9 protein-coding genes and 1 CRISPR repeat array (1 of these 10 only partly in view) are annotated in these 13648 nt (G+C 40.4%); of the genes, 2 read left to right on the forward strand and 7 right to left on the reverse strand.

The features are described 5' to 3' along the window. Nucleotides 1-1997: a CRISPR direct-repeat array (repeat unit 28 nt; unit sequence TTTCTAAGCCACCTATGCGGTGTGAAAG) (it extends 374 nt beyond the left edge of the window). A gap of 176 nt (nucleotides 1998-2173) precedes the next feature. From cas6f to csy1, 4 genes are all read right to left on the reverse strand, one after another. Further along, a complete protein-coding gene (gene cas6f, locus AC2SLL_RS00150; RefSeq protein WP_486529652.1) occupies nucleotides 2174-2788 on the reverse strand; it encodes a type I-F CRISPR-associated endoribonuclease Cas6/Csy4 in 615 nt (204 codons plus the stop codon). Between the two features lie 3 nt (nucleotides 2789-2791). After that, the gene (gene csy3, locus AC2SLL_RS00155) at nucleotides 2792-3802 is read right to left on the reverse strand and encodes a type I-F CRISPR-associated protein Csy3 (protein WP_486529653.1); all 1011 of its coding nucleotides are present in this window, start codon (nucleotides 3800-3802) and stop codon (nucleotides 2792-2794) included. An 89-nt stretch (nucleotides 3803-3891) separates the two neighbouring features. Continuing rightward, nucleotides 3892-4911, reverse strand: coding sequence for a type I-F CRISPR-associated protein Csy2 (gene csy2, locus AC2SLL_RS00160; protein WP_486529654.1), 1020 nt, complete (start codon nucleotides 4909-4911; stop codon nucleotides 3892-3894). Next, nucleotides 4908-6293 carry a type I-F CRISPR-associated protein Csy1 gene (gene csy1, locus AC2SLL_RS00165; RefSeq protein ID WP_486529655.1) on the reverse strand — a complete coding sequence of 462 codons (1386 nt, stop codon included), beginning with the start codon at nucleotides 6291-6293 and terminating at the stop codon, nucleotides 4908-4910. The genes csy2 and csy1 overlap by 4 nt, the downstream gene beginning before the upstream one ends. Before the next feature lie 301 nt (nucleotides 6294-6594). Here csy1 and AC2SLL_RS00170 point away from each other — a divergent pair, with 301 nt between their 5' ends. Next, nucleotides 6595-7137, forward strand: coding sequence for a hypothetical protein (locus AC2SLL_RS00170; RefSeq protein ID WP_486529656.1), 543 nt, complete (start codon nucleotides 6595-6597; stop codon nucleotides 7135-7137). Beyond that, on the forward strand, nucleotides 7134-7337 hold the full coding sequence (locus tag AC2SLL_RS00175; RefSeq protein ID WP_486529657.1) for a hypothetical protein: 204 nt from the start codon (nucleotides 7134-7136) through the stop codon (nucleotides 7335-7337). The genes AC2SLL_RS00170 and AC2SLL_RS00175 overlap by 4 nt, the downstream gene beginning before the upstream one ends. Before the next feature lie 79 nt (nucleotides 7338-7416). On the opposite strand, the gene cas3f is transcribed toward AC2SLL_RS00175, so the two are convergent. The 3 genes from cas3f to benE all read right to left on the reverse strand — a co-directional run bounded on the left by cas3f (nucleotide 7417) and on the right by benE (nucleotide 13631). Then, nucleotides 7417-10953: a type I-F CRISPR-associated helicase Cas3f gene (cas3f, locus tag AC2SLL_RS00180; protein ID WP_486529658.1), complete on the reverse strand. Its 3537-nt coding sequence runs from the start codon at nucleotides 10951-10953 to the stop codon at nucleotides 7417-7419. A gap of 254 nt (nucleotides 10954-11207) precedes the next feature. Beyond that, complete coding sequence (gene cas1f, locus AC2SLL_RS00185; protein ID WP_486529659.1) at nucleotides 11208-12197, reverse strand: type I-F CRISPR-associated endonuclease Cas1f; 990 nt, start codon at nucleotides 12195-12197, stop codon at nucleotides 11208-11210. Nucleotides 12198-12425: 228 nt separating this feature from the next. Next, entirely contained in the window at nucleotides 12426-13631 is a 1206-nt protein-coding gene (gene benE, locus AC2SLL_RS00190) for a benzoate/H(+) symporter BenE (RefSeq protein ID WP_486529899.1), read from the reverse strand. Between the last annotated feature and the right edge of the window lie 17 nt (nucleotides 13632-13648).

Consider the following 13648-nt stretch of genomic DNA (forward strand, 5'->3'; position numbering starts at 1 on the left):
TATGCGGTGTGAAAGATTGTTCAGGCAACTATAGTGTCTACCTGCATTTTCTAAGCCACCTATGCGGTGTGAAAGGACGACACAGTAAAGGAACAACGCAACGACTTTTTCTAAGCCACCTATGCGGTGTGAAAGAGCAAATGCAATTACTAAAAGCAGGTATGAAATTTCTAAGCCACCTATGCGGTGTGAAAGGAAATGGTTAACACGCTAAAAAATGGCGTTAATTTCTAAGCCACCTATGCGGTGTGAAAGTTCGATAGATTTGCACTTGTTAAATCGATGTTTTTCTAAGCCACCTATGCGGTGTGAAAGGATTACCCTGACTACAAATACACCAACCTTTATTTCTAAGCCACCTATGCGGTGTGAAAGCGCTTCGGGTTCTGGTCGCTAATCGCCGCAATTTTCTAAGCCACCTATGCGGTGTGAAAGACAGTGCCAATGAGTTTCAAGGTGCAACCATTTTTCTAAGCCACCTATGCGGTGTGAAAGCAGTGAAACGTTTGAAGTCAATTGGTGCGGTTGTTTCTAAGCCACCTATGCGGTGTGAAAGAACTTGATATGACCGCTGCTGATACTCAACTCTTTCTAAGCCACCTATGCGGTGTGAAAGAGTTATTGAGTGGTTATTACGTGAAATAGATATTTCTAAGCCACCTATGCGGTGTGAAAGCAGGTGCAAATCTATCGAACGCAGATTTAACATTTCTAAGCCACCTATGCGGTGTGAAAGTAGTAGCTCTACTTCTTACGCAAATTCTGGCTTTTCTAAGCCACCTATGCGGTGTGAAAGAATCGACATCAAAATCAGCCGCTGATTTATCATTTCTAAGCCACCTATGCGGTGTGAAAGTAGTTTGCGACGTTCCCTTTTCCAGCTCGGATTTTCTAAGCCACCTATGCGGTGTGAAAGCGGGTGCAGGTTCTGATACTGGAACGGGTGCATTTCTAAGCCACCTATGCGGTGTGAAAGTTTCTGTAACACCGAATATATCTCGTGCTCTCTTTCTAAGCCACCTATGCGGTGTGAAAGTTGCACCTGTTGCCATGGCTGCTGCCGTTGCATTTCTAAGCCACCTATGCGGTGTGAAAGACAAGATTGAAACTAAAGGGCTAGACGGTCTAATTTCTAAGCCACCTATGCGGTGTGAAAGTGGTGTTACTTGTGCATTTATTGCTACCAAAATTTCTAAGCCACCTATGCGGTGTGAAAGATAAAGTCATTGTTTACAGCTATCACTAATTTTTTCTAAGCCACCTATGCGGTGTGAAAGTTATCTAGAGCTATCAAACCCGTCTTGATGGTTTTCTAAGCCACCTATGCGGTGTGAAAGGTTCTCAGGCGCTTTTTTAGCAACTGACTTTTTTTCTAAGCCACCTATGCGGTGTGAAAGACTTATACTGCCGATTAATAGCGATATCTGGCTTTCTAAGCCACCTATGCGGTGTGAAAGTGTGCCACGTGAGTTTAAAGGCTGGTTATAAATTTCTAAGCCACCTATGCGGTGTGAAAGAAAAAGCGTGGCGATGGTGGCAATCCGCATCTTTTCTAAGCCACCTATGCGGTGTGAAAGTCCAACATTATTAGAATGTCAAACGTTTTTAGTTTCTAAGCCACCTATGCGGTGTGAAAGGGAGTCTTAAGACGGCAACTCTCACCGTCACTTTTCTAAGCCACCTATGCGGTGTGAAAGCCAAACACCGGTGTAGTTAGGCATAAATTTGATTTCTAAGCCACCTATGCGGTGTGAAAGGTCCAGCAATTCTGCGACAAACGTAGTTGCTATTTCTAAGCCACCTATGCGGTGTGAAAGTGGGTATTTGGGTTTGATACGGCTCACGGTATTTTCTAAGCCACCTATGCGGTGTGAAAGCTTAAAACCTAACGGCACACTGATTTTTAAGTTTTCTAAGCCACCTATGCGGTGTGAAAGTAAACTTTATAGCCATATTGGAGTAACTAGATTTTCTAAGCCACCTATGCGGTGTGAAAGAGGAATTATACCTCAAAAAAAGTAGTTATACCAAAGCTTAGAGGGCAAAAACCCTATTTTTACCCTCTATTTTTACTCCTGCTATAACTGTTTGATTTAATTACAAGTTTTTAAATAGTTCAAAAAAAGGGTTTTTACGCCCAATTTTTGGGTAATTCGTCATTACCAATTTATTGCTAACTATTCCAGTGTGGTACGGTCACTTTACCCTCCATCCCGTTCATGCCATACGCATTAAAACTACCTATTATTTCTTCCTCACTAGGTTGCTGAAAGATTTTCAACGGATAGTGTGTTTTATTGCTTTCACTATACATCCTAATGAAGGGTAGCTTTAATTCAGGTTTGCGTTTGGCAACAGTCTCCATCGCTTGCTCCAAGCTAATCCCTAACTTTTCAGCCAGTGACTTTGCTTGCACCTCAACCGGTTTGAAGCGGTAGCGATGCACACAGATATATTTCATATCTTTGTCTTTAGGAATTTCTTTAATGCTTTTGATATGTACATAGTCCGTCAGTCGCTCTAACCATTTGTTAAGGTCAAGTTTTTCTAACACATCCTGACTGGGTGCAAACACCCGCAGTTTGCTTCCCAGTTTAGACGATTTACCATTTTTACTATCAAAGTAATAATCAGGAAAGCTTATACCAATGCTATCAATGCCATGCGTATTTTTGACATCTGCTAAGGCAATGTGCAATTGGGTAAATAGCTTGCTCCAAACAAAGTAGCTGGTTATTTCGGGGTCGGGTAGGATAGTCAGTTCTTGATAATGGGTAAGGTTTGTCATTCCTTACTCCTTACCACTAGCGCCAAACACGCCACCACGAATTAAAATGCCGATAACATAATGTTGTTGTTCTACGTCTGGGGCTTCACCCTTTAAGACCCAACTATCAAATAGGCTATAGAAGTCCATTTTTGCTTTAGGTTGACGGAAAGCTGTACCCAACGTAGTAACAGCACCATACGGTTCGATAGCAATAGGGAACTCGTTATCCGAGTAAGCGGGATACCAAGTGTCAATGGTGCGAATGGCGTTACCAATCTTTTGTGAGTGCATTCCTGCTTTACCATTGACTTGATACAACTCTTTTGATTTAGTTTTACCTGTATCTAATACAAGTTCCTGAGAAGGGTATACTTCTTGACCATAGCCCATTTTTGCAAAAGCTTTAATATATAAAATAATAAATGTATCGCCATTTAGACCTTGCTCAATAAGTTCTGCTAGTTTATTAATATCATCGTTTTGATTATCGAAGTTTTTTAGCGATAGTGATTTAGCATCAAATTCAAAGCTATGTTCGGTGTCGTCAACCTGACAGCTTACCTTAACGGTAATGCTTTCAGCACCTACACGGTTACGCCATAACCAACGAGCGTTTGCGATATTAGTAGCATAACGGCGAGCCAATTCACTGACACCTTGCGTATCAAGATAACTTTTGACGGTAGATTGTAATGCTTGTTGATAGTCTTGGTCGTTACACACAGAAGGCTTGCCCGTAAATGGCAATACTTTACAGCTCCAAGTGACGACTAATGTGTCGCAGTCTTCATTTAAGGCTGCAGAGTCTACCTTTTGTAAATTGGCTTTTTCTATTTCTGCATCTAACTTAGTAGGATCATTAGCAATCGCGTTTTTTAGACGGTTGCTAATAGTGCCTCGTACCGATTTTTCTCTTATGACGACAGGTTGTGGCTTACTGTCTTTTTGACTGTTAGTTTGCGAAAAGAAAGCATCTGAGGTGTCAAGGTTGCGCTCAAAGGCCAATACGCTTGCAGTTGTTAATTTACTCATGATAGTTCTCCGTTTATGATGATTTAAAGTTAAAGGGTTTATTTGGTTCTGTGATTATTTATTGGATGATTAAAAGTACAGGGTGAAAGTTAAATGTCAGCGTCTTGAGTAACTAAGTACAAATTTTGATCGGCATCATAATGATAACGCCAAAACGCATTAGCAATATCATACTCGCTAGATGCACCGCCCAACCGCTGTGGATATACCCATTTCCCGAGGCTATAAATAGCTTCAACATATTGGCTAGGATATTCAGGATTACGCACATTTTGCATAACGCCAGCTTCATAAACCTCTGAAATCCCTTGATAGCCAATTGGCATAGGCACTAACCAGCCTCTATTAGTTTTACGAGAAGTGGTTTGCCACTTGGTCTCACCATTTTTTTTAATTTCAGGTATATGATGCAGTGTACAAATATCAATAAGCGCATCAAGTGGCGTTGTATCAGGGTTGTCGCTTTGAACCTCGTCGATAACGTCGGCGAATTCCTTTTGAGCATCCATCAGTACAAAGGCAGGTAATAGATGCGGAACGAGGGTATCAATATCCTCATAGTCAATAAATTGAACTGGGTTAAAACGGTCAATACCATGCACACTACCGCCAGCCATACGCTGTTGCTGAATCCATTGCTTGCTTTGCTTGGTTAATAATTGAGTGGTCATTTCAGACAGTCGGCTGTCAGCTAGCACTTCAACCACAAAGCTCATGACCAGTCGGCATTTACCCTCTTCAATAATCGATGCCGTTTTGCCGTCCTTTTTAATAGGATTGCGAGTTTGGTTAAAAGTGTAGTTGCTATAGGGTTTGTCACGGTAGGTATGCGGTGTGCATTCATAACAAGCGAGTAGTACACCGCCTAAAGACACCTCAGTTAACCCTTCAAAGCTTGCCATTTTACGAGACATGGCATGAAAGCTTCCCAAAAATCCTGTAATGGCTGGAAAGCCATAGGTAATTGGACTAGATATGGCATTAGCGCCTTCAATGACCACCTTTTTAAACAATAAGTAGCCAATAGGCGATTTATTTTGGTGGCTATTGTATATGCCCGTTGTAAGGCGAGAGGGCTGAGTTGGCATATCAAATGGCGGTAAACTCATAAAAATACTCCTTTTCCTGCTCGCTCGTAGGCACTTCTCATAGCTTCAATCTCACGCTCCCACTCATTATGTTCGGGATCGGCAAAGTCTGTGCGTATATCATCAAATTTGGCTTGCAATAAAGCGTTAATCCATCGTGCAAACCTATGGATGATTTCTTTCTGCCATTCATTATCAGGGTCTTCACGTTTTGCCTTCCATTCTTCTTGCTCAGGCAAATCTGCACGTTTAGGATCAAGCCAAAACGCTTCAACATCATCAAGGGCATAATCAATAGTCCAGCCCGCTACTAGTTCGTTACGCATATAACCGGCATATTCAAACAAGCGATTTAAAATTTCATCCATCGCTTTTTTACGAGCATCTCGAACGGTATAAGGATTAGTTTTGCTTTCTACCACCTTATACACATCTTGCAAAATAGGGCCAACCTTATTAGCAAGGGATATGGAGAATATACTTTTGGCAAACTTAGAAGGTTTAAATGTGTGGTCAGTGAAACTTATTTGAGGAGGTAGCGAAGGTAATAGATAGTTACGTCCGCCTTGTTTGCTCATTAATAAGCTAACATTTTGCGGTTTTGTACCTCCCAATTGAACGGTCGCTAAATTATTTAAACTGACATACGGCATTTGCTCGGCAGTTTTTTTGAAGCGGTTGTCTCTTGCTAATTTGTTTTCATCTGAAAATTTTAGATGATTAATACGTTGATATACCTCATAAGTAAGCACAGAGGGGTAGAGCGGAATGATATTGATATAATCGATGTCGTCAATGCTATCAGAACTATAAGCATTTAATGCCCATAAGGTTTGTTTGTTGCGCTCATGAGTAGCAGGTTCAGTAATGACATTTTGAAGCGCATTCTTGAATGCTAAGTGGTAGCTTTTAGCTGTATCCTCATCGTCATCTAGCGACCTAATAAAGTCATTATTGTCAGTCAAAATTAAGTCTCGAATTTTAGTATCGTTATCAACGTCAAAATCAAAGAAAGTGGCTAGGGGCAGGGCGGCTGCATTGCCGTTAGCATCAATATAGCTACTATTTATTGAATGCGTGCCGACAAGCGTCTTAGATAAGTAGGTAGAATGCGTAAAGCTAACATTATCACCTTTAGCATCAGGATGAATGCCTTTAGAAATATGAGTGCCAAAATTAAGCTGTTTAGCCATTCGCTCTGATGCATCTGTTAGCCAAGACGCTTTACTATATTTTTCTTTCGCAACCGATAACGCTTCTTTAAGTTGGCTGATTTTTTTGATGTCATTGTCTTCAATGGCTTTAGCTAATTGTTTTTGCTCTTTTTCGGTTTTTTTTTCGTATAAACTGTTTAAAAATGCTTGAACGGCATTTTCTGCCAGTTCTGGGGGTATATTTTCCATAATTAATTCCATCAAAATTATAAGATAATATAAATAGATAAGTTATATAATATTTAGTAACTTATCTATTAAATCATATAGGTTGATAATATTCAACCATGTTTTAAATATTATTAATTTAATAAAAGTTCGATAAGCTACAATGTGAAAAATAACTATCGCTTAGATAGCTTAGAAAATGTTTTAAATCCTATTGATTTAAATTTTCCCACCGCATAGGTGGCTTAATAAGTAGTGAGATTAAAGTAGCTCAAACTCAGTTTTATAGGCTATTTTAGGTAAAATTCTGGATACGTTTAACATGGAAGATGAGTTAGAAAAATTTAAAGTACTTTATGACATAACTTTTCATGAATATAAAACTGAAATAAATCGTTCAAAAGCAATTGAAGATAAAGTTACGAAGTTATTTACTGTTTTAAATATCGTTATTACTTTAATCTTAGCCTTACTAACTCGTCCTATCTTTTGGAATTATTTTTCAATAGCAAACCTATTTCTTCAATTGATTTCTATTTTTGCTTTAATGTTTTTATTTTATTTTTTAATTACTGCCTGGTTTAGACTGTTTATTCATCTTAAAAGTCGTAAAGTTTCGAAGTTAGAACTTGAACCAGATAATACGTTTGAAGATATAACCTATGATGATAGTAAAAATGTAAATTATCTATATTTTACGGCATATAAAACGTATCAAGAAGCGATTTGGGAGAATGCTAAAGAGTCAAATAGCAGTTACTCATCTTTAGAGGATGCTTGGGGCTCAATCAAATATGGATTTATATACTTCTGTATTTTTTTATTCTTCTTATTCTTAGTTTTCTTACATGGAGTATTATTATGAATACTAATAAATCAACTAATCCTAGATATGATGCTGTAATAAGTAATCAAAAATCTTCTGAATTAAAACCGAAGCAGTTGGTTTTAGTCTCAAAAAAGCCTCCTCGTGATACTAAACCTGCTGCTTTAAGAGTAGTTATGGAAAGTTATGACCCACGCTTAAATGATAGGTTAAACCAATATATACAAAAGAACAGTTAATGTTCTTTTATTTAATTTTTAAGATAGAGCACGGTTAACACCGTGCTTTTTAATTTAATGTCTGTTCGTTTAATAAACCCTACAACCGCATAAATCCAAAAAAGGGATGAAACGCCCATCCTCGGTTATTATTCAGCGTATTTCTATCCAGTGATACAGACGAATAAGTAATCGCTAGCGAGCGCAGGCTTTTATCAGGCTGTTTGTCATGTAACTGTTCTAACTCTTTCTCAAGACTTGTCATTAGCCAAGGTTTTATAGAGGGGTGCGTAAACTCAAAGTCACTAAACTGTACCTCTTTATTATGTGGACTGGCATACTTTAATCCTTTATCAAATACATCTTCACTCAGGTACGCATCTAATCCCTCACTCGGAATACTTGTCTCTTCATTGTCATTGACCATTCTTGGAATCAGTAACCAATCGTCTTGCGGTGTACCCGCTCTAAATGGCGTGATTTGTTGTAAGTGGGTGTGCACACGATGCGAATTGGCTTCACCATCCCAGTAGGCATTGACGTAGTTAAGCTCAGGACTATTTAACAACGACCGCATCACTTGATGTTCAAGCTCACTTAACGTTTCAACCTCTTTATTACTTAAATTAGCTTTGTCAGCTATTTTGGTCCTGTCATGAGATACGACGATACGAGGTCGAGCATCAACATGAGCGAGTTGCTCAGCCGTGATTAAATCTTCTAAGTTATAACCTTTAGGGCGAATATCAGTCGTCTCAAAACCTGGACGTGTGAATACCAATGATTTATCGTTGTAGCGTTTGAAATAGCGTAAGTTATATTGCATTAACAAAATATTGGGCGTGGTAGCGACTTTGTCAGGACGATGTCGCCATACTCGCCCTGCCAATTGGATAATAGAACGCATGGAAGAAGGCTCAACAATTGCCCAATCGTAATCATGATCTCGCCCTACCTCTGCAACGGGCGTAGCAAGTACCATAAAAATATGGTTTATTGCAGGGTTTTGTGTAATAGCTTGTCTAATTTCAGGATGATCAAAAATAGTAACCGATTCATCAGTACGGTCTAGGATACGGTCAAGCTTATTCTCTAAGCTATTACGCAGTAATAATAGTTGCTTGGCGTGATAACAGGTTACATGGATGACAGTATCGTCAAGAACTTGAACACCGTTTGATTGCGATTTATTTGCTAAAAGTAGCTGTTTAGCGACAGAAGTAATGTTATTTACATTAGCAATTCGAACCAATCCAATGCTAACTTTCTGGCTGGATTTATGATTTTGGATATCTGGGTTTATATTATGATGCTCTGAATGAAGTTTAATGGCACCATCTACTAAGGATTGAGCCAATTCGCAGAAAAACTTATCTTCTTTATCTCTGCTGTAAGTTAAGTGTAAAGGCAAAATCTCAGCTTTACGCCGTACAGGTTGGCTCGCTAAGTAAGTGGCTCGTTTTTCACTAAAGGCACTATGAACCTTATAAAAACTTGTGATATCTGCACATTGCTGTGAAGTAATTGATTTTTCATTTTCATCAAACCAAGCGCAGACGACTTGAGGGGTCGGTTTATTTTGACTGTGATTAAATAACTGTCGTCCTGTTAAGTAGGCTTCAAATAAGCCTGTTACCATGTCTGGTGTCAAAGTGGCAGAAGATAATAAGACTCTTGTGCCCATCAGCCCTGCTAAGTGCATCAAACGGCTTAGTGCTGGCAGGTCAGCTTGATCAAAGTCGTCTGGCTCATCTAGTATTAAGTCACTACTTAACAGTCTAAGTAGGGGCGCGATATGTTTACCGCCCCGTTTACACTCACTGGCCTGAATAATATGGTCAACGGTACAAGTGACGATGGGTGCAAACAGCAAATCACGGGCTTTGGGACTGGCAATGACAGTACCAAGGTTTAAGTCATTATAATCTTGATAATCGATGTCGCTGTCGACTATTTCATCTATCAACTCCTCACTAGACTCACTACCAAAGGTTTGAGAGTCATAACGAGTGTCAAGTTCAGCGTTTATAGCAGTGGCTTGTTTTGTTTCGCTATCATAATTCATCTCAAACAGTTTTTTATGTGCTGAGCCACCCACTAAAATGGCAAGGTTGTCCCCCTTAAGCTTTAAGTTTTTACGAAAGCTTAATCCTGTTTGTAGAGTCAGCACCCGTAATCCTAGCGCAATAGTAAAGCGAGCCCCCTTTTTCTGGTCAGCGAGGGCATACATAATTCGAGCATTACCGATAGTTTTACCTGCGCCAGTTGATGCCATATTTACCCCAAAAAATCCATGCTCTTTGGTGGTGTCGGCAAGCTCATACGCCATCTTAAAGGCGGTATTTTGCCATTTAAAACGCTTGTGACCTGTAGGTTTGGCGAGCGGATCGTGATTCTTTAAACGGGGCATCTCGCTAGCAATAATGGGCATAATGCGGGCAAAATGAGCGGTAAATGAGCCAACGCCTAACAAGTGCTCTTCTAATGATTGCTTGACGGTAGGAGTGTTAGAAGTGCGGTCAGTATTGGCGGCAAGATGTTTAAACGTGCTATTAATGCTAAGACAGCGTTTGTCATCTGTTTTTAGACTAGAGTAGTTATGATCGCCTACCATTAAACATAGACGTGATAAATGTAATAAAATAGGATTGCTAATAGGTTGGTTGTTTTGATACCGATACTCAGCTAATGCCATTAAAGTGGTGTCGTTAAGTGCTTTTTTAGACCAGCGTTTGATTGTCTTTTGCCAAACAGGGCTGTGGATGACTAAGTTGTCGAATTGCCAAAAGTCCTCTAACTGCTTTCGGGTCATGCCTCCTTCTTTTGGATCTTCAAAAGACTTAGGGTTTTTTACCCAATAATTTATAGGTTTTAGTTGGGTATAAAATTTATTGAGATCGGTTTCAATATCTACTTTACGTTTCGCGCCTTTAAATCGTTCAATATTTTTTGGAGAATAATAAACGCTATCAAGTGGAGGTAGTCGATGATGGGTAACGATCAGCCAAGCTACCCATTGTGCTAATGGTGGCATCTTGCAGACTATAGAGGAATCGGGGTTTATAGATAGTAATTGCTTTTCGATATCATGATTATTAAACCATTCTGGTAAATTCATCAAGCGATTTAGCCAGTCGCTATCCGTTTCGCAATCTTGCACCATTAACTCGAATAATTTTAGCGATATCCATTCATGACGATAGGGGTCGCCAGATTTACTACCTTTTAATAATTTATTTTGAAAACCAATGGTAGATTTGCCAATGTCATGCAATAGTGCGGCAATGGTGGCAATTATTTGAATACTGCTGGCATACGTCCAATCGTTTTCCCATTCACTATGTAGGATATTACGTTTGGTACTATTTACTGCCACAATCCCCACCTCATTAAATTTCCGCCGATTACCTACGATCCAAACCAACTCTGTTTTTTTACGAGTACGTATCCGATGACAACTTACTGCCGTTGACTTGGTTGCAGACGCTCTAAGCAGTTGCTTGACCGTCGCCAAGCCATCTTCGGTAATCGCCGTTTGCCAGACATTATCGCCTATGCGATTGGCAAAGGCATCCAATATGCGACGAGTACGCTTTAAAGCTTTTTTCTCACATTGAGAGACGAAAGTAACGAGCATTGCGTTGTCCTTGGCTTAAAATTGTAATATACGTGATATCTACGTATGAGCGATTAAAGGAGGAGCGGTTTAGCCCCGATTGTAGCGGATATCCTTGGTGCAACACTGTGGTGCGTGCGCTTGGCAAGTGGCGATATCGTGGTAGCAGGAACGACACGTGCCATTAGCGCACGCCACAGTGTCAGCCAAGATAGTAGTGAAAGCGGGATTGGCTAATCATTCTAAGTTTGTTTTTTAGAGTTAATATTTAACAACTAGTCCCAATCCGTCTTTAAAGCCAACGCCTTAACCACCTCAAACATTTCATCAAGTGCTCCATATTGGGTAAAATAGTTGAGGCATTCTTGGCGAAATTCTTGTTCGCTTAAATTCTCGCTGGCACAGATAAACGCCAGCGGTAACACCAGTGCATCTTTGACAATATCGGCAATATCAAACACCAATGCGCCACGACGAGTCTTGCCATGCATCACCGCAAAGCCATGTGGAATGCCGAGCACCCAAGCGGTGGTAGCGCCCAAGCCGTAAGCCAAATAGTTGCCGTGATTTAGAAATCCATTGGCTTTATCAATACCCTCATGATCGCGTGTGAAACCACTATATTCTGTATTTTGTGCCGCCAATTTATACAGCGCTTTAGTCAAGCGAGCCTCTAATTGCAGTAGATGCATAGCACTATCTTGCAACATAATTTGCCGTTTATGCTCATCCAGCAAGCTTGCGATATGTTCATTGCTACTGTCGAAGCCATGCTGTTTGAAGTCCTTGTCACGTCGCCATACTGAGCGTAAAAACTCTATACGAGCGACTTGCATGATTTGAGCCGCTTGCAAGCGTTTGTCATCATCCCACCACCATTGCATCCAGCCTTGAATATATTCGGTAGGTCGATACTCGCTTTGAGGGGTCATCCATTCTATAAACACTTCACGATCATTACCCATAAACAAAGGCGTGCCACCTCCACCGCAAAAGCCTACCAACACGCCCGCTTGGGATAGCAGACGCATGGCGGCATTAGTAATGGAGGTGCCTGTACCGAGTAGGAGAGAGGTGGTATTGGCAATAGGGATATTAAAGTAAAGGTTGGCTTTGTCTTCTTCAGTAAGGTATAGCACACGTCCGTCTTTTTGCATCACACGGCAATGTGACAGGTAATAGATATTGGCACGTTTTGAGTGCAATATGGTCTTGAGGTCGGAGGATGCAAAGCTGTTATCAGTGTAAGCGTTGGTTTGTTTCATGTCATTCCTTACGATTAAAACCATATTGAATCTATGGTTTTAATCATAAGGAATGGGTAATGGATTAGCAATAGAGTAGCAAAGATAAGCGACAGAATATGTCGTAACAATTACTTGATAATATCTACTTGATAATATCGTTAACCATTATTGTAATAAATCAGGTTTGGTAACTTAAGTTAGGTCGTTGTGTAGTGTAGATCATACCTTAAGCTCTATATGATAAGCTTAGCGAGAAGGAGGGTTAAGTTGGTTAGGGGTGTTAAAGTTGAACACATGATAGGCAATCATACCAATCGCCACGCCCCAAAATACTGAGCTGATGCCTAGAAACTGCATACCAGATGCCGTTGCTAAAAAAGTAATTAACGCTGAGTCTCTTTGAGCCCCATTCGCCATTGAAATAGACATATTACTGCCTATGGCACCTAATAAAGCCAGCCCAGCTAATGCTGCCACTAGTTCTTCAGGCAGTAGGCTAAATAAGGCGACAATGCTGCCTGCAAATAAACCGCCTAAAATATAAAAAAGCCCATTAGAAATACCCGCTATATAACGTTTTTCTTTTAATTCATGTGCATCTTTATTGGTACATAAAGAGGCTGTTATAGCCGCGAGTACAATAGTAATCCCGCCAACAAAGGCGACAGCCAGAGACGCCAAGCTGGTCACAGAGATAATGGGTTTGGCAGGGGTTTGATAGCCGCTAAGATGTAGAATCGACATACCTGGAAGAAATTGCCCTGTTAAGCTGACGATAACCAGCGGAATGGCAAGATTAAAAACCGCATCCCAAGTCCAATGCGGAGCAATTAACGTGGGTACTGTCAAGGCGATATCGACATCTACTTGATTGACTGTGCCTAATACAAAGCTTAAAAGAATACCGCATAGCAATACCCAAAGCATGGTATATCGAGGCGAGAAACGTTTTGCAAATAGATAACACAGCAGCATACTAAAAACGATAAACGGCATACTATCAGTAGCAGTGAATAACCCTATGCCAAATTGAAATAAGATGCCTGCCATCATGCCCGCAGCAATCCCTTTGGGGATGAGTTGTAACAGCTTATCAAATGATCCAGTGATACCAACTAAAAAAATAATGATAGCAGCAAGGATGTACGCCGCAACGGCCTCGTTTAAACTCATGTTGGGAAACAAGGTAACCAATAATGCTGTACCGGGTGCAGACCAAGCAGTAATGATTGGGCTCTTATATTTTATTGAAAGAAAGATGCCAGAAACTGCCGCACCAATGGAGACCCCCCATATCCAAGAGGCCATCATTGCGTTTGATACCCCCGCTTGTTGCGCCGCTTGGAAAAAGATGATCAGTGGGCCTGAAAAAGAGATTAACACGGCTAAGAAACCAGCCACAGTTGCCGATACTGACCAATCCTTTTTTAGATTTAGGAGAAAACCTGCCATTTTGTTTTTATATGACA

The sequence above is a fragment of the Psychrobacter sp. CX97 genome (genome assembly GCF_057396285.1).

Coding starts and splice junctions, on each gene's coding strand:
- cas6f (WP_486529652.1), bottom strand. CDS start 2,788: ATGACAAACCTTACCCATTATCAAGAACTGACTATCCTACCCGACCCC.
- csy3 (WP_486529653.1), bottom strand. CDS start 3,802: ATGAGTAAATTAACAACTGCAAGCGTATTGGCCTTTGAGCGCAACCTT.
- csy2 (WP_486529654.1), bottom strand. CDS start 4,911: ATGAGTTTACCGCCATTTGATATGCCAACTCAGCCCTCTCGCCTTACA.
- csy1 (WP_486529655.1), bottom strand. CDS start 6,293: ATGGAAAATATACCCCCAGAACTGGCAGAAAATGCCGTTCAAGCATTT.
- AC2SLL_RS00170 (WP_486529656.1), top strand. CDS start 6,595: ATGGAAGATGAGTTAGAAAAATTTAAAGTACTTTATGACATAACTTTT.
- AC2SLL_RS00175 (WP_486529657.1), top strand. CDS start 7,134: ATGAATACTAATAAATCAACTAATCCTAGATATGATGCTGTAATAAGT.
- cas3f (WP_486529658.1), bottom strand. CDS start 10,953: ATGCTCGTTACTTTCGTCTCTCAATGTGAGAAAAAAGCTTTAAAGCGT.
- cas1f (WP_486529659.1), bottom strand. CDS start 12,197: ATGAAACAAACCAACGCTTACACTGATAACAGCTTTGCATCCTCCGAC.
- benE (WP_486529899.1), bottom strand. CDS start 13,631: ATGGCAGGTTTTCTCCTAAATCTAAAAAAGGATTGGTCAGTATCGGCA.